Source organism: Kitasatospora sp. NBC_00315 (assembly GCF_041435095.1).
Classification (GTDB): Bacteria; Actinomycetota; Actinomycetes; order Streptomycetales; family Streptomycetaceae; genus Kitasatospora.
The window spans coordinates 2,813,386-2,830,235 of record NZ_CP108025.1 but is presented as its reverse complement, the minus strand read 5'-3'; the positions used below and the strand labels follow the sequence as shown (position 1 = coordinate 2,830,235).

The following is a 16,850-nucleotide window of genomic DNA, read 5'->3' as shown; positions in this document are numbered from 1 at the left end:
AAGGTGCGGACGGCAGCGGCCAGTTGAAGTGCCAGCAGAAGAGTCGCTGGTCAGTGTCCCCGCCGGGGGATTCCCCGGTGAATCCGGTCTACCCGGCGCAGGGGCGCTTGTACCCTTGTGAATGGCACAATTTGTATGGTCGTATGCTGTTGGCCACTCACGATTGGCCGGTTGGTGAACGGTGCCGGCCGGCCGGGCGAACGGAACCCGTCGGAGGGCGGCCGAGCCGGGTCGGCGCGGCGGGCCTCCGCAGGACGCGGCCGCGGCGGGCGCTCGTCCGGCCCGCGGGCCCCGGTCCGGGCGACCGGAGCCGACGGGCCGTCAGTCCGCCCGCTGGGTGGGGATCCGGATCGTCAGGATGGCCATGTCGTCCGACGGCGGCTCCGGCGCGAAGCGTTCCACCGCGCGCTGCACCCGGGTGGCGACCGCGCCGGCGGTCAGGCCGGTGCAGCCGGTGAGCACCTGGGCGAGTCCGTCGTCGCCAAGCATCCTGAGCCCCTCCCGCCGTTCGGTGACGCCGTCGGTGACGCAGAGGAGCACCTCGCCCGGCTCCAGCACCAGCTGTTCGGCGGTCAGTTCCAGATCCTCCATCACGCCCAGCAGCGGCTGGGGGGTGGCCGCCTGGTCGACCTGTCCGTCGGTGCGCAGCCGCAGCGGCAGCGGGTGGCCGGCGCAGACCATCGACAGCTCGGTGCAGCCGTCCGCCCTCGGGGTCATCTCGCCGTACAGCAGGGTGAGGAAGCGGCTGCGCGAACCCTCGTCCAGGATGGCGGCGTTGAGGCGCCGCAGGACCTGGGGGGCGTCCAGTCCCTCCCGGGCGAGCAGGCGCAGCGAGTGCCGGGCCAGGCCGGTCACGGAGGCGGCCTCCGGTCCGGTGCCGCAGACGTCGCCGATGGCGAAGCCGTAGGTGCCCTCACGGATCGGGAAGAGGTCGTAGAAGTCGCCGCCGACCTCGTTGCCCTCGCCGGCCGCCTGGTAGTAGACGTCCACCTCGACGCCGGGGATCTCGGGCAGTTCCGGAGGCAGCAGGCTCCGCTGCAGGGCCTGACTGGTGGCCGTGCGCTCGGAGTAGAGACGGGAGTTGTCGAGGGCCAGGGCGGCCCGCCGGGAGAGGTCCTCGGCGAGTTCGAGGATCTCCTGCCGGAAGCGCACGCCGGTGGGGGCGCCGAGCGCGAGCAGGCCGATCACCCGGTTGCGGGCGGCCAGCGGGAGCACCACGGTCTCGCCCAGCAGGCCCGCGAGCTCCGGGCCGTCCGCCGGGCCGCCGGGCCGGGCGGCGTCGGCCGGGCCCGTCCAGAACCGGGCACCGGGAGCGGGGCCCGAGTCGGGCGCCGGGATCTTGTCGAGCACGTGCCGCAGCGGGTCGATCCGGTCCTCGTCCTGGTGCAGGACGAAGGCGAGGGACGCCGGTCCGCTGCTGTCCCCGGTGGTGTACACGGCGCACCAGGAGGCGAGGGTGGGCACGGCCATCTGCGCCATCAGGGCGAGGGTCTGCTCGTGCTCCAAGGTCCCCGCGAGCAGTTCGGAGGCCTCGACGAGGAAGGAGAGCGAGCCCCGGCGCAGGCGTTCCAGCTCGGCCAGCCGGGCACTCTCCAGGACGAGGGCGACCCGGTCGGCGGCGAACTGCAGGCGCAGCGCGTCCTCGTTGTCGTAGCGCCCGGGGGCGGCCGCCGCGACGCCGATCGAGCCGATCAGGCGGCCCTCGACCTTGAGCGGGACGGTGATCAGCGAGCGCATCCCGCTGTCGGCGAGCAGCGGTACGGGGGCCGGGCGCAGCGAGAGGTCCTCGTGGACGGCGGGCAGGCGGGCCGAGTCGAACCGGCTGTGGCCCTGCTCCACCGGGAAGCGGGCGTAGCGGCGGCGCGCGGCGCTGAGACCGGTGGCGGCACGGACCTCGAACTCGCTCTCGTCGTCCGTGGTGAGCAGCAGGTACGCGGCGTCGGCGTCGAGCAGGTCGCGGGCCCGCTCGGCGGTGCGCTGGAGGAGCGCCGGTAGGTCGTCCTCGGCGGCCGGGCCGGCCAGCAGGTCGAGCTGGCTCTCGGCCGGGGGCACGGGATCGCCCGTGATGGTCCGCGCGGGGGAGCGCAGGACCGCGCGGTCGATCTCGCGGACCAGCAGGCAGAGGGTGGACGGGACGCCCTCCACGTCGCGGACCCGGATCTGCACGCCGTAGACCTCGACCGTGAGCCCGTCCGCGCGGCGCAGGCCGAAGCCGCCCTCCCAGCGGGCCAGACGCAGCGTCTCGCCGAGGCCCAGCCCGATGCCCGCCGACTGCGGCCAGGCGGCGAACTCGGCCCAGGGGCGGCCGAGGACGTCCTCGGCGCGGTGCAGGAACAGCGCCTCGGCGTCGGGATTCCAGGCCAGGACGAGGCCGTGCTCGTCGACCTGGACCACCGCGACGTGCACCGGACCGTCGGTGCTGGGCAGTTCGTCGCCGGGAGCGGCCGGGACGGCGTAGCGGGTGCCGACCACGTGGTCGGGCAGCGGCAGGCGGAACCAGACGGTCTTGCGCCCGGCCGCGTACTCGACGCCCCAGCAGGACGACAGCGCCGAGCACATCAGCAGGCCGCGTCCGCCCTCGTCGTCCGGGTCGGCGTAGCGTCCCTCCGCGGCGTCCGGGACGTCCGCGAAGGAGGGCAGGCCGCGTTCGGGGTGGTGGTCGGTGACCTCGACCCGGATGGTCTCGGCCTCCCGCAGACAGCAGACCTCGGCGTCGGTTCCGGCGTGCACGACGGCGTTGGTGACGAGTTCGCTGACCAGCACGACCGCGTCGTCGACGACCTCGGGCAGCCCCCAGCTCAGCAGCGCGTCGCGGACGAAACCGCGTGCGGCGGCGGCCGACCGGTCCACCGGTCGGAAGGTGGCGGCTGCGCGCGCGGTGACCACGTTGCCACGACTCCTCTGCTCAGGCCCTGCTGCCCGCCGCACACGGTGGACGCTCCGGGGCCGACTCGCCTGCTGCGCCTGCCGGGTGGCGGCGCCGAGTCCCGCGTGCGGGCCGGTGCAGCGCTCCACCCTACTTTCCGCTGGGGTGCCCATGGGTACGGGGAGCCGAAACAGGCACCTGCGGGTGATTCTGCGCACGTGTTTGGCCGGGAGTCGCACCAACCGAGCGCAACCGGCCGTGCACCCGGCGCCAGTACTGCCAGACTGGGGGGTCCGCAACGGTCTGATCGCGCAGTACGGTCGAAGCGGTGACGGCGGGCCTGGCGGCCTCCGTAGCGGCGTCTCCGCCGCGCCGGTGCCCGTGCCCGAGTGGTTTTGGGCGGTACTGGACAGTTCACGATGTGGGAGGGTCCCGTTGAGTTCGGCCACCAAGGACGCAACCGGTACGACGACGCCCGCCGCCCGCGGTGGACGCTCCGGGGCCACGCCGAGGGGCGCCGCCGGGCGGCGCCCGGGTCACAGCCGGGGCGCCGAGCCGGCCGACCTGCGCAAGGTGCTGGCCGCGCTGACCGCCATGCGCGACGGCAACTTCAAGCGGCGGTTGTCCGTGCCGGGCGACGGGCCGCTGGCCGAGATCGCCGCGGTGTTCAACGAGGTCGCGGAGCGCAATCAGCACCTCACCGGCGAACTGGCCAGGGTGCGGCGGGCGGTCGGCCGGGAGGGGCGGCTCTCCGAGCGCCTGGAGACCGGCGCGGGCGAGGGCGCCTGGATGGCGGCCGTCGACAACTGCAACGCGCTGATCGACGACCTGGCCCGCCCGATGGCCGAGGTGGGCCGGGTGCTCACCTCGATCGCCGAGGGGGACCTGGAACAGAAGATGGAGTTGCGCTCCGTCCACACCAGCGGGGTGAGCCACCCCTTGCGCGGGGAGTACCTGCGGATCGGGCGGACGGTCAACGGACTGGTCGAGCAGCTCTCGGAGTTCACCGACGAGGTGACCAGGGTCGCGGTCGAGGTCGGGACGGAGGGCAAGCTCGGCGGGCAGGCCCGGGTGCGGTCGATGTCGGGCAGCTGGAAGGACCTCGCCGACTCGGTCAACACGATGGCGGGGCGGCTGACCGCGCAGGTGCGCAACATCGCGGAGGTGACCACGGCGGTCGCCAAGGGTGATCTCTCGCACAAGGTCACGGTGGACGTGGCCGGCGAGATGCTGGAGCTGAAGAACACCGTCAACACGATGGTGGACCAACTCAACTCCTTTGCCGCGCAGGTGACCAGGGTCGCCCGCGACGTGGGTACCGAGGGCCGGCTGGGCGGGCAGGCGCAGGTGCCGGGGGTCGCCGGGGTGTGGCGGGACCTGACCGACTCGGTCAACTTCATGGCCAACAACCTGACCGGCCAGGTCCGCAACATCGCGCAGGTCACCACGGCGGTGGCGCGCGGCGACCTCTCGCAGAAGATCGAGGTGGACGCCAGGGGCGAGATCCTGGAGCTGAAGAACACCATCAACACGATGGTCGACCAGCTCTCCGGCTTCGCCGAGCAGGTGACCCGGGTGGCCCGCCAGGTGGGTACCGAGGGCCGGCTGGGCGGGCAGGCCCAGGTGCCGGGAGCGGCCGGGGTGTGGCGGGACCTCACGGACAACGTCAACTTCATGGCCAACAACCTGACGGACCAGGTCCGCAACATCGCGCAGGTGACCACGGCCGTCGCCAAGGGCGACCTCTCGCAGAAGATCCAGGTGGACGCCAGGGGCGAGATCCTGGAGCTGAAGAACACCATCAACACGATGGTCGACCAGCTGGGCGCCTTCGCCGACGAGGTGACCAGGGTCGCCCGGGACGTCGGAACCGAGGGCATCCTCGGCGGCCAGGCCAGCGTGCCCGGGGTCTCCGGCACCTGGAAGGACCTGACCAACAGCGTCAACCTGATGGCCAACAACCTGACCAGTCAGGTCCGCAACATCGCCGAGGTGACCACGGCGGTGGCCCGCGGCGACGTGTCGAAGAAGATCACGGTGGACGCCCGCGGCGAGATCCTGGAGCTGGTCACCACCGTCAACACGATGGTCGACCAGCTGTCGGCCTTCGCGGACGAGGTGACCCGGGTGGCCCGCGAGGTCGGCACCGAGGGCATCCTCGGCGGCCAGGCCCGGGTGCGCGGGGTGTCGGGCATCTGGAAGGACCTGACCGACAACGTCAACTTCATGGCGTCCAACCTGACCAGCCAGGTCCGCAACATCGCGGAGGTCGCCACCGCGGTGGCGAGCGGCGACCTCTCCAAGAAGATCACCATCGAGGCGCAGGGCGAGGTCGCCGCCCTGGCGGGCACCCTCAACACGATGGTCGACCAGCTGTCGGCCTTCGCGGTGCAGGTGACGCGGGTGGCCCGCGAGGTGGGCACCGACGGCATCCTGGGCGGCCAGGCCGGAGTGCCCGGGGTGGCCGGCATCTGGAAGGACCTCACCGACAACGTCAACCTGATGGCGAACAACCTGACCGGTCAGGTGCGCAACATCGCGCTGGTCATCACGGCGGTGGCGCGCGGCGACCTCTCGCAGAAGATCGACGTGGACGCCCGCGGCGAGATCCTCCAGCTGAAGACCAGCATCAACACGATGGTCGACCAGCTCGGCTCGTTCGCGGCCGAGGTCACCCGGGTGGCCCGAGAGGTCGGCACCGACGGTCGCCTGGGCGGCCAGGCCCGGGTGCCGGGCGTCGACGGTACCTGGCAGGACCTCACCGAGTCGGTGAACGAACTGGCCAACAACCTGACCCGCCAGGTGCGCGCGATCGCCCAGGTCGCCACCGCGGTGACCCGGGGCGACCTCAGCCTGCGGATCGACGTCGACGCGTCCGGGGAGCTCGACGAGCTCAAGGACAACATCAACCAGATGATCGCCAACCTGCGCGAGACCACCCGCACCAACCAGGAGCAGGACTGGCTGAAGACCAACCTGGCCCGCGTCACCGGCCTGCTCCAGGGCCGCCGCGACCTGGAGGCGGTCGCCTCGCTGATCATGACGGAGCTGACGCCGGTGGTCTCGGCCCAGCACGGCGCCTTCTTCCTGGCCCAGCCGGCCGGCCGGACCGCCGAACTGATCACCGAGGACGACGACGAGAACGACACCGTGCTGCGCCTGATCGGCAGCTACGGCTACCAGCGGCGGGCGATGCCGACCACCTTCCGGCCCGGGGAGTCGCTGGTCGGCCAGGCGGCGGTGGAGAAGCGCTCGATCATCCTGAAGGAGGCCCCGCCCGGATACCTGAAGATCGCCTCCGGGCTGGGCGAGGCCTCGCCGGCCCACGTGGTGGTCCTGCCGGTGCTGTTCGAGGGCCGGCTGCTCGGTGTCATCGAGCTGGCCACCTTCAGCTCCTTCACCACCGTCGCGCTGGACTTCCTCAACCAGATCGCCGACCTGATCGGCGTGACCGTCAACACCATCAGCGTCAACACCAAGACCGAGGGCCTGCTGCTGGAGTCCCAGCGGCTCACCGCCGAGCTCTCCATGCGCTCGGCCGAGCTGGAGGCCCGGCAGGAGGAGCTGGAGCGCACCAACGAGGAGCTCCAGGAGAAGGCCGAGCAGCTCGCCCAGCAGAACCGCGACATCGAGATCAAGAACAGCGAGATCGAGGAGGCCAGGCAGGTCCTGGAGGAGCGCGCCGAGCAGCTCGCGCTCGCCTCGCGGTACAAGAGCGAGTTCCTCGCGAACATGTCGCACGAGCTGCGTACACCGCTGAACTCGCTGCTGATCCTCGCCAGGCTGCTCTCCGACAACAACGAGGGCAACCTCTCGCCCAAGCAGGTCGAGTTCGCCGACACCATCCACGGCGCCGGCTCCGACCTGCTCCAGCTGATCAACGACATCCTCGACCTCTCCAAGGTCGAGGCGGGCAAGATGGACGTCCGCCCGGCGAAGATCGCGCTGGTCCAGCTGGTCGACTACGTCGAGGCGGCGTTCCGGCCGCTCACCGTGGACAAGAGCCTGGACTTCGCCGTCCGGGTCTCGCCCGAGCTGCCGGTCACCCTGCACACCGACGAGCAGCGGCTCCAGCAGGTGCTTCGCAACCTGCTCTCCAACGCGGTGAAGTTCACCGACAGCGGGGCCGTGGACCTGTACATCCGCCCGGCCGGCAGCGAGGTGCCGCAGCACGTGCGCGAGCAGCTGCTGGAGGCCGGCGCGATCACCGACCCGGACGAGGAGCTGGTCGCCTTCTCGGTCTCCGACACCGGGATCGGCATCCCCGGCAACAAGCTCAGGGAGATCTTCGAGGCGTTCAAGCAGGCCGACGGCGGCACCAGCCGCAAGTACGGCGGCACCGGCCTCGGGCTCTCGATCAGCCGCGAGATCGCCCGGCTGCTCGGCGGCGAGATCCACGCCGAGAGCGAGCTCGGCCGGGGTTCCACCTTCACGCTGTACCTGCCGTTGCGCAGTGAGGCCCCCGACCCGTCCGTCCCCGAGCGCCCCGCCGCCCCGGCGGTGCGGGCCTCGGTCGGCGTGACGCCCGTGGGCACGCCCGTACCGGTCGGGGAGAACCCGGCGGACCACTGGGCCCAGGAGGTCCGTGAACTGGCCGAGGAGCGCCGTCGGGGTGCCGTCGAGCGCCGTCGGGCGGCCGCCGAGGAGCCGATCCCGCGCCAGTTCGCCGAGCAGGCCGCCCGTCCGGGCACCGGGGACCGGCCGCAGGGGCGGTTCGACGGCCGGTTCGACGGCGAGCAGGTGCTGATCGTGGACGACGACATCCGCAACGTCTTCGCGCTCACCAGCGTGCTGGAGCAGCACGGCCTGACGGTGCTGTACGCCGAGAACGGCCGGGAGGGCATCGAGGTCCTGGAGCAGCACGAGGACGTGGCGCTGGTCCTGATGGACATCATGATGCCGGAGATGGACGGCTACGCCACGACCGAGGCGATCCGCCGGATGCCCCAGTTCGCCGGGCTGCCGATCATCGCGCTGACCGCCAAGGCGATGAAGGGCGACCGGGAGAAGAGCATAGAGGCGGGCGCCACCGACCACATCACCAAGCCGGTCGAGACCGACCACCTGCTGACCGTGATGCACCACTGGCTGGAGCAGGCGTGACCCGGCGCCGGTCCGCGGGCGGCCCGGCCGGGGCGTGGGAGGGGGAGCCCGGCGCGGCCCCCGCGCCGGTGCCCGCGCTGGTTCGCTGGCGGGGAGGGCCGGGAACCCGGTAGGGTCACCGATCGTTGCGAACAGTGACCGAACGGCGACTCAGCGCAGGACAGCGCCGGGCCCTGTCCGGGCGGTCGTCGGTGCGGCCGCCGCGCGGGTCCGGCGGTCCGCATGCCACCGGGCGATGTGGCGGACGAGGGGGTCGGGCTAGCATGACCGGGGTAGTGGTGGGCAGTACAAAGGTGCCGTCCCCTGGGCGGCAGGCGGCAGGAGGGCGGGTCGTGGTGCAGAAAGCGAAGATCCTCCTGGTCGACGACCGGCCGGAGAACCTGCTGGCCCTGGAGGCCATCCTCTCGGCGCTCGACCAGACGCTGGTCCGGGCCGCGTCCGGTGAGGAGGCGCTGAAGGCGCTGCTGACCGACGACTTCGCGGTGATCCTGCTGGACGTCCAGATGCCCGGGATGGACGGCTTCGAGACGGCCTCCCACATCAAGCGCCGCGAGCGGACCAGGGACATCCCGATCATCTTCCTGACCGCGATCAACCACGGGCCGCACCACACCTTCCGTGGCTACGCGGCCGGAGCGGTCGACTACATCTCCAAGCCCTTCGACCCCTGGGTGCTGCGGGCCAAGGTCTCCGTCTTCGTCGACCTCTACGTGAAGAACTGCCAGCTCAAGGAGCAGGCCGCGCTGCTGCGCCTCCAGCTGGAGGCGGGCGAGGCGCAGCCGGCCCTCGGCGGTGCGCTGCTGAGCGAGCTGTCCGCGCGGCTGGCCTCGGTCGAGGAGCAGGCGGAGGCGCTGACCAAGCAGCTGGACGGCACGGACGACTCCGGCGCCGCCGCGACCGCCGCCGACCTCGAGCGCAAGCTGGCCGGCCTGCGCCGCGCCCTGGAGGCGATGCGCCCCGGCTCGGACTGAGCCGGAGCAGGATTCCCGCCGGTCCCTGCCGCGGGAGGTCGGTCGGTTGGCCCGTCCAGGTGAACCGCGGCCGGCGTGACGGTGTGTCTGCGACACGCCCGCCGCCCGGCGGTCGAGCACGTGTCCACAGCGGTGCGCCGCCGGTAGGCTGCTGGACCATGGCCACTCGGACGCCCGGAAGCGACATCAGCGGCTCGCGCCGGGGGGCCGCGCGCACCCCGGCTCCGGGACCGTCGAAGAAGGCCGCCGCGAGGCCGCCGGCCAAGGCACCGGCCGCGAAGGCGGCCAAGGCGCCCGCCCGGAAGGTGGTCGCGAAGAAGGCCGTGGTCAGGCCGGTCCCGGCCCCCGCGCCGCCCAGGCCGATACTCTTCCGCGCCGTGCGCGCCGTCTGGCTGGGCCTTGCGCACAGCGTCGGCGCGCTCTTCCGGGGTTTCGGCGACGGTGCCAAGGGCCTGCATCCGGACCACCGCAAGGACGGCGTCGGCCTGCTGCTGCTGGCGCTGGCCCTGGTGACGGCCGCCGGTACGTGGTTCAGCCCGCAGGGCTGGCTCGGTGAGGCGGCGACCAACGTGGTCTCCGGGCTGTTCGGGCGGCTCGACGTGCTGGTGCCGTTCCTGCTGGCGTCGGTCGGGGTCCGGCTGATGCGCCATCCGGAGCTTCCGGAGGCCAACGGACGGATCGTCATCGGCCTGAGCGCGCTGGTGGTCGGCGTGCTCGGCCTGGTGCACATCGGCTGCGGCGCGCCCGCGATGGCCGGTGGCGCGACCCGGATCCGGAGCGCCGGCGGCATCGTCGGCTGGGCCGCCTCCACGCCGATGATGGCCGCCGCCGGTCCGCCGCTGGCCGTTCCGCTGCTGCTGCTGCTCGCCTTCTTCGGCCTGCTGGTGGTCACGGCGACGCCGGTCAACCGGATTCCCGAGCGGCTGCGGTCGGTGGGCGTGCGGCTGGGCGTCGTCGAGCCGTCCGCCGAGGCCGAGGCGGCCGAGGGGCGTGCGCCGGAGCGCGAGTTCTCCACGGATCCGCCGGAGGACGCCGACCCGGACGCGCTGCCCTTCACGGTGGAGGGCGCCGGCGACGAGATCGCCGCCCGCCGCCGGCGCCGCCGGCGCAAGCAGGCCGACGACGCCGATCCGGAGTCGGCCGTCCCCGACATGTTCGCCAAGTCCGGGCCCGGCGGTGTCCGCTCCGGCGACGACCCGTACGCGACCCGCGACATCGCCGCGGGGGTGGCGGCCGACCTGGACGGCGCCCTGATGTACGGGGTGCCCGCCTCGCCCGCCGTGGCCGACATGATGCACCAGGTCCAGGACCGCACCGCCCCGCCGGAGGAGCCGGCCGTCCCCGCGGCCCGTGCGGCCGGCCGGCCCGCACCCGAGGAGCACGGCCCGGCCCCCGCGCGGATGGAGCAGCTCCAGCTCTCCGGCGGCGTCGGCTACGCGCTGCCCTCGCTCGACCTGCTGGAGCGCGGCGGGCCCGGCAAGACCCGCAGCAAGATCAACGACGACGTGGTGGCCCAGCTGACCGGCGTCTTCTCCGAGTTCAAGGTGGACGCCAGGGTCACCGGATTCACCCGGGGCCCGACGGTCACCCGCTACGAGGTCGAGCTCGGACCGGCGGTCAAGGTCGAGCGGATCACCGCGCTCGCCAAGAACATCGCCTACGCGGTGGCCAGCGCGGACGTACGGATCATCAGCCCGATCCCGGGCAAGTCGGCGGTCGGCATCGAGATCCCCAACCTCGACCGGGAGATGGTCAACCTCGGCGACCTGCTGCGCTCGCGCGCGGCGGCCGACGACCAGCACCCGATGCTGGTCGGCATGGGCAAGGACGTCGAGGGCCACACCGTGATGGCCAACCTGGCGAAGATGCCGCACATCCTGGTGGCGGGCGCGACCGGCGCGGGAAAGTCCTCCTGCATCAACTGCCTGATCACCTCGGTTCTGGCCAGGGCCACTCCGGACGAGGTGAGGATGGTGCTGGTCGACCCCAAGCGGGTCGAGCTGACGGCGTACGAGGGCATCCCGCACCTGATCACGCCGATCATCACCAACCCGAAGAAGGCCGCCGAGGCCCTGCAGTGGGTGGTCCGTGAGATGGACCTGCGCTACGACGACCTGGCCGCGTTCGGGTTCCGCCACGTGGACGACTTCAACGCCGCCGTCAAGGCCGGCAAACTGACCCCGCCGCTCGGCAGCGAGCGGGAACTGACGCCGTACCCGTACCTGCTGGTGATCGTCGACGAGCTTGCCGACCTGATGATGGTCGCCCCGCGCGACGTCGAGGACTCGGTGGTCCGGATCACCCAGCTGGCCCGGGCGGCCGGCATCCACCTGGTGCTCGCCACCCAGCGGCCCTCGGTGGACGTGGTGACCGGTCTGATCAAGGCGAACGTGCCGTCCCGGCTGGCGTTCGCGACCTCGGCGATGATGGACTCCCGGGTCATCCTGGACCAGCCCGGCGCGGAGAAGCTGATCGGCAAGGGCGACGCGCTCTTCCTGCCGATGGGCTCCAGCAAGCCGATCCGGATGCAGGGCGCGTTCGTCACGGAGGCGGAGATCGCCGCCGTGGTCCAGCACTGCAAGGACCAGCTGACCGCCACCTACCGGGACGACGTGACGGTGGGCGGCGGGCCGAAGAAGGAGGTCGACGAGGAGATCGGCGACGACCTCGACCTGCTGATCCAGGCGGTCGAGCTGGTGGTCTCCACGCAGTTCGGTTCGACCTCGATGCTCCAGCGCAAACTGCGGGTCGGCTTCGCCAAGGCGGGCCGGTTGATGGACCTGATGGAGTCCCGTGGGATCGTTGGCCCCAGCGAGGGGTCCAAGGCCCGCGACGTGCTCGTCACACCCGACGAGTTGGACGGCGTGATCCTGAGCATCCGGGGGTAGCCGCCCCCACGAAGAGCAGTGTCCCGGGCCGTACGCCGGCCCGGGAGAGCAGTGGCCTCCGGGTGGTTTCACTCGTTCGGAGGACAGCAGGAGCGGTGGGAACCGAAGCGGTTGCCGCCGCGTCACAGGGCCGGGGAGCACTGCTGCCCTGCCGGGGTGACCGCCCGTCATCCGACGACCGCCGACCCGGCCGGCCCCGGCCGGAACCGGCACGCACGTTCGGGCCTGTTCCGCTTGAGAATCGTTCCGACCCCGCCCCTAGACTGTTCCTCCAGCAGGTGGCCATCCGCTCGAAAGGCGCGCCCAGTGACCATCGGCAAGTCCCCGGACCGTGACAACCGTCGATCCTCCGCCGTCCAGGCCGGTTCCGATCCGGTCGTGGCCGTGTCCGGTGAGCCTGATCCGGCCGCCGACGCCGTGAGCATCGGGCGGCTGCTGTCGGCCGCCCGGATCGAGGCGGGCCTCACGGTCGACCAGGTGAGCGCGAGTACGCGCGTTCGCGTTCCCATAGTCCACGCCATCGAGGAGGACGACTTCGGCCGCTGCGGCGGCGATTTCTACGCCCGTGGCCACATCCGGTCGATCGCGCGAGCGGTCGGCATCGACGGCGAGGTCCTGGTCGCCCGGTACGACGTCGCACACGGCGGCGCACCGGCGGCGAAGCGGCCCAGCCAACTGCTCGACACCGGTCCGATCAAGGTCACCGACCGACGCCGGCCGAACTGGACGGCGGCCATGGTCGCCGCGATCTTCGCGGTGGTCGTGCTGATCGGCTTCAACCTGGTCAGCGGCCGGACCGGCGGTGCCGGCACCGGCTCGGCCAGCGCACCACTGCCCAGCGGATCCGGCACCGGCTCCGCCGTGGCGGCCTCCCCCAGCGTCCAGCCGCCGGCGCCCGCACCCAGCGTCGCGGCGATCGCGGCCGCGCCGGCCGACAAGGTGACCGTCAAGCTCGTCGCGGAGAAGGACGCCAGCTGGGTGTCCGCCGTGGACGGCACCGGCAAGTCGCTCTACCAGAACAACATCGAATCCGGTCAGGACCAGACTTTCACCGACGCCAAGCAGATCAAGCTCGTGATCGGAAACGCCGGGGCCGTGCACGTGTACGTCAACGGCAAGGACCTCGGTCCGGCGGGCAAGGACGGCCAGGTGGTGCACGTCACGTACACCCCCGGAGACCCGCAGGCGGGCTGAACCGGCGGCTGCGACAGCCGCAGATCCGAGGCGCGCGGCCTCCGGGGCGAAGGTCCCCGGGGCCGCGCGTTAATCTTGGCTCTATGCCTGAACGCCGTACTGTCGCCCTTGTCACGCTCGGATGCGCCCGCAACGAGGTGGACTCCGAGGAACTCGCCGGGCGACTGGAGGCCGATGGCTGGCTGCTGGTCGACGACGCCGCCGACGCCGACGTCGCCGTCGTCAACACCTGCGGGTTCGTCGAGGCCGCCAAGAAGGACTCCGTCGACGCCCTGCTGGAGGCCAACGACCTGAAGGGTCACGGCCGCACCCAGGCGGTCGTCGCCGTCGGCTGCATGGCCGAGCGCTACGGCAAGGAACTCGCCGACGCGCTGCCCGAGGCCGACGCGGTGCTCGGTTTCGACGACTACGCCAACATCACCGAGCGGCTCCAGACCATCCTCTCCGGCGGCCACCACGCCGCGCACCTCCCGCGCGACCGTCGCAAGCTGCTCCCGCTCACCCCCGTGGAACGCCAGGCCGCCGCGGCCGAGGTGGCCCTGCCCGGCCACGGCGCCCCGGAGGACCTCCCCGACGGCCTCGCCCCCGCCTCCGGCCCGCGCACCCTGCGCAAGCGGCTGGACGACAACCCGGTCGCCTCGATCAAGCTCGCCTCGGGCTGCGACCGGCGGTGCTCCTTCTGCGCGATCCCGGCCTTCCGCGGCTCGTTCATCTCCCGCCGCCCCTCCGACGTGCTGCACGAGGCCCAGTGGCTGGCCGGGCAGGGCGTGCGCGAGGTCGTGCTGGTCAGCGAGAACAACACCTCGTACGGCAAGGACCTCGGTGACATCCGCCTGCTGGAGACGCTGCTGAGCGAGATCGCGGCGGTGCCCGGCATCGAGCGGGTCCGGGTCAGCTACCTGCAGCCCGCCGAGATGCGCCCGGGCCTGATCGACGTGATGACCGGCACCGAGGACGTCGTCCCGTACTTCGACCTGTCGTTCCAGCACTCCGCGCCGGCCGTGCTGCGCCGGATGCGGCGCTTCGGCAACACCGACCAGTTCCTCGAGCTGCTCGGCACCATCCGCGGCAAGGCCCCGCAGGCCGGCGCCCGCTCCAACTTCATCGTCGGCTTCCCCGGTGAGACCGAGGAGGACTTCGCCGAGCTGGAGCGCTTCGTCACGCACGCCGGCCTGGACGCGATCGGCGTCTTCGGCTACTCGGACGAGGACGGCACCGAGGCCGCGACCTTCGACGGCAAGCTGTCCGAGGACGTGGTGGCCGACCGGCTGGCCCGGTTGTCCCGGCTGGCCGAGGAGCTGACCGCCCAGCGGGCCGAGCAGCGGATCGGCACCGAGGTGGAGGTGCTGGTGGAGTCCGTGGACGGCGATCTGGTCGAGGGCCGGGCGGCCCACCAGGCACCGGAGACGGACGGCCTCACCACGCTCACCGGGGTGGAGAACCCCGAGGTCGGCCGGTTCTACCGGGCCAGGGTGGTCGCCAGCGAGGGCGTCGACCTGATCGCCGAGGTGCTGGAGCCGGTCCGCGTCGCGGTGGCGGCCGCCGGCGTGGTCGCCACCGGAGCCGGCGAATGACCAAGGGGCCCGGCGCCCCGGCCGCGGCCCGTCCCGGACGGGCGGGGGCCCCGCTGCCGCCGCCGCCGGGCATCTGGAACATCGCGAACATGCTGACCATGCTCCGGCTGCTGCTGGTGCCGGTCTTCGTGCTGCTGCTCTTCGCGGACGGCGGCCACGACCCCAAGTGGCGCTCGGTGGCCTGGGCCACCTTCGCCATCGCGATGATCACCGACCTGTTCGACGGCGAGATCGCCCGGCGCAAGGGCCTGGTCACCGACTTCGGCAAGATCGCCGACCCGATCGCCGACAAGGCGATCATGGGCTCCGCGCTGGTCGGCCTCTCCGTCCTCGGGGACCTGCCCTGGTGGATCACGGTGGTCATCCTCGCCCGCGAGCTGGGGATCACCCTGATGCGGTTCTGGGTGATCCGCTACGGCGTGATCCCGGCCAGCCGCGGCGGCAAGATCAAGACGCTCACCCAGGGCATCGCGGTGGGCATGTACGTCCTGGAGCTGACCGGCTGGCTGGCCACCGCCCGCGCCCTGCTCATGGGCATCGCGGTGCTGCTGACGCTGGGCACCGCTCTGGACTACGTCGGCCAGGCGGTGCGGATGCGCCGCCAGGGCCTGGCGAAGGAGCGCGAGGGCCGGTGAGCGGGGCGACGGGGGACGGCGGGGACTTCGGCCTCGCCGGGCAGGCGCACGCGGCCCTGCAGGCCGTGGGGGGCACGCTGGCGGTCGCCGAGTCGCTGACCGGGGGGCTGCTGGCGGCCGCGCTGGTCGACGTCCCCGGCGCCTCGGCCACCTTCCGGGGCTCGGTCACCGCCTACGCGACCGAACTGAAGGCCTCCGTCCTGGGCGTGGACGAGGGCCTGCTGGCCGTCCACGGCCCGGTGCACCCCGTCGTGGCGCGCCAGATGGCCGAGGGCGTGCGACGGCTGCTCGGCGCCACCCACGGTCTCGCGACCACCGGTGTGGCCGGGCCGGAGCCGCAGGACGGACAGCAGGTGGGGACGGTGTACCTGGCATTCGCGGGTCCTGGGGGAAGTCTGGTCACTTCGCCCCGGTTGTCCGGGGAGCGTGCCACAATCCGTCGCATGGCGGTGACGGGCGCACTGGAGCTGCTCGTCGAGCGGCTGCGGAGCGGTCGTTCGGGGCCGAAGTGAGATCTCCGTCGAACCGAGATCTGCCGAACCGGCGGAACCGTCCGCCATAGCTGGAGGATCGTGTTAGATCGAAGGCCCTGGTTGGGCAGAAACCAGGTAGCACACGACCGCGCGGCGCCGGCCGCGCTCCCCGGAACGGGCACAGCGAGGGGCCGGTCGAGCCGGGTGGGACAACGGAAACAGGGGAGGGGGCAGCCTTGCAGCCCAGAGTGAACACGACCACGGTCCCCGCACGCGAACCGGGCAAGGCGGTACGGTGGGGACGTGACATCTCGATCCGCAGTCCGAGGAGGGAGGCACCGATGATCCTGCTCCGTCGCCTACTGGGCGATGTACTGCGTCGGCAGCGCCAGCGCCAGGGCCGCACACTTCGCGAGGTGTCGGCAGCAGCCAGGGTTTCGCTCGGTTACCTCTCCGAGGTCGAGCGGGGACAGAAGGAGGCATCCTCCGAGCTGCTCTCCGCCATCTGCGACGCACTCGACGTTCGGATGTCCGAGGTCATGCGCGAGGTCAGCGACGAACTCTCGCTCGCCGAACTTGCGGCGATGGCCACCCTCTCCGAAGGTGAACTTCTGAGGCCGGTCCTCGAGCCGGTGCAGCTGCCGGCTCCCGGCGTCGACCGGATGAGTTCCATCACGCCCAAGGCCGCGGCCGTGGACGTGGTCGCGGCCTGACCGGACCGGAAGCCGCCCTCCTGGGCCGACCCGGGCCCGGCCCGGCGACGAACCGAGGAGGCGGCGATGCACGCGGTCGCGGTGACGGTCCTGGCCGACGCTCGAATACGCCTACGCCGGCTGCGGCCGCTGCGATGGGCCCTGGCGGGCCTGGGAGCGGTCCTGGGCGGCCGTCTGCTGCTCTCCGGGGCTCCGGGTACCGACGGCGCCGTACTGGGCGTGCTGGCGGCCGGCGGCTGGGCCCTGGGGCTGCTGCCCGTGCACGCCGACCCGAGGTCGACCGGTCCGTCCCGTCGATCGGGTGAACACGTCACCGCCGAGAGGTCTCCGGCGGACCACTGCGAGTGACGCGCCGGGCCTCGACGGCCGTGGGCCCGCCCCACGGCCGTCGAGGCCCGGCGCTTACGGGCTCAGGCGCTCACGGGCTCACGGG

General features: G+C 72.3%; 10 protein-coding genes. 9 read left to right on the top strand and 1 reads right to left on the bottom strand.

The window, feature by feature from the left end; translation table 11 throughout:
• Positions 1 to 321: 321 nt before the first annotated feature.
• On the bottom strand, positions 322 to 2,886 hold the full coding sequence (locus OG823_RS11240; RefSeq protein ID WP_371479334.1) for a SpoIIE family protein phosphatase: 2,565 nt from the start codon (positions 2,884 to 2,886) through the stop codon (positions 322 to 324).
• Between the two features lie 574 nt (positions 2,887 to 3,460).
• On the opposite strand from OG823_RS11240, the gene OG823_RS11235 reads away from it, so the two are divergent.
• From OG823_RS11235 to OG823_RS11195, 9 genes are all read left to right on the top strand, one after another.
• Positions 3,461 to 7,969 carry a HAMP domain-containing protein gene (locus tag OG823_RS11235; protein ID WP_371484424.1) on the top strand — a complete coding sequence of 1,503 codons (4,509 nt, stop codon included), beginning with the start codon at positions 3,461 to 3,463 and terminating at the stop codon, positions 7,967 to 7,969.
• Between the two features lie 332 nt (positions 7,970 to 8,301).
• Positions 8,302 to 8,940: a response regulator gene (locus OG823_RS11230; protein WP_371479333.1), complete on the top strand. Its 639-nt coding sequence runs from the start codon at positions 8,302 to 8,304 to the stop codon at positions 8,938 to 8,940.
• A gap of 158 nt (positions 8,941 to 9,098) precedes the next feature.
• A complete protein-coding gene (locus tag OG823_RS11225) occupies positions 9,099 to 11,828 on the top strand; it encodes a DNA translocase FtsK (RefSeq protein ID WP_371479332.1) in 2,730 nt (909 codons plus the stop codon).
• Between the two features lie 306 nt (positions 11,829 to 12,134).
• Complete coding sequence (locus tag OG823_RS11220; RefSeq protein ID WP_371479331.1) at positions 12,135 to 13,022, top strand: helix-turn-helix domain-containing protein; 888 nt, start codon at positions 12,135 to 12,137, stop codon at positions 13,020 to 13,022.
• 83 nt (positions 13,023 to 13,105) lie between these two features.
• A complete protein-coding gene (rimO, locus tag OG823_RS11215; RefSeq protein WP_371479330.1) occupies positions 13,106 to 14,596 on the top strand; it encodes a 30S ribosomal protein S12 methylthiotransferase RimO in 1,491 nt (496 codons plus the stop codon).
• Positions 14,593 to 15,231, top strand: a complete 639-nt coding sequence (pgsA, locus tag OG823_RS11210) for a CDP-diacylglycerol--glycerol-3-phosphate 3-phosphatidyltransferase (protein WP_371479329.1) — start codon at positions 14,593 to 14,595, stop codon at positions 15,229 to 15,231. The genes rimO and pgsA overlap by 4 nt, the downstream gene beginning before the upstream one ends.
• The gene (locus OG823_RS11205) at positions 15,228 to 15,743 is read left to right on the top strand and encodes a CinA family protein (RefSeq protein ID WP_371479328.1); all 516 of its coding nucleotides are present in this window, start codon (positions 15,228 to 15,230) and stop codon (positions 15,741 to 15,743) included. The genes pgsA and OG823_RS11205 overlap by 4 nt, the downstream gene beginning before the upstream one ends.
• A gap of 302 nt (positions 15,744 to 16,045) precedes the next feature.
• Positions 16,046 to 16,417 carry a helix-turn-helix domain-containing protein gene (locus OG823_RS11200; protein ID WP_371479327.1) on the top strand — a complete coding sequence of 124 codons (372 nt, stop codon included), beginning with the start codon at positions 16,046 to 16,048 and terminating at the stop codon, positions 16,415 to 16,417.
• A 66-nt stretch (positions 16,418 to 16,483) separates the two neighbouring features.
• Positions 16,484 to 16,765 (top strand): hypothetical protein, encoded by a 282-nt coding sequence (locus tag OG823_RS11195; protein ID WP_371479326.1) that lies wholly within the window; start codon positions 16,484 to 16,486, stop codon positions 16,763 to 16,765.
• The last annotated feature ends 85 nt before the right edge of the window (positions 16,766 to 16,850 follow it).

Excerpts from the sequence above, each read along its gene's own strand:
- OG823_RS11235 (WP_371484424.1), top strand. The coding sequence starts at position 3,461 with ATGCGCGACGGCAACTTCAAGCGGCGGTTGTCCGTGCCGGGCGACGGG.
- OG823_RS11225 (WP_371479332.1), top strand. The coding sequence starts at position 9,099 with ATGGCCACTCGGACGCCCGGAAGCGACATCAGCGGCTCGCGCCGGGGG.
- rimO (WP_371479330.1), top strand. The coding sequence starts at position 13,106 with ATGCCTGAACGCCGTACTGTCGCCCTTGTCACGCTCGGATGCGCCCGC.
- pgsA (WP_371479329.1), top strand. The coding sequence starts at position 14,593 with ATGACCAAGGGGCCCGGCGCCCCGGCCGCGGCCCGTCCCGGACGGGCG.
- OG823_RS11200 (WP_371479327.1), top strand. The coding sequence starts at position 16,046 with ATGATCCTGCTCCGTCGCCTACTGGGCGATGTACTGCGTCGGCAGCGC.
- OG823_RS11195 (WP_371479326.1), top strand. The coding sequence starts at position 16,484 with ATGCACGCGGTCGCGGTGACGGTCCTGGCCGACGCTCGAATACGCCTA.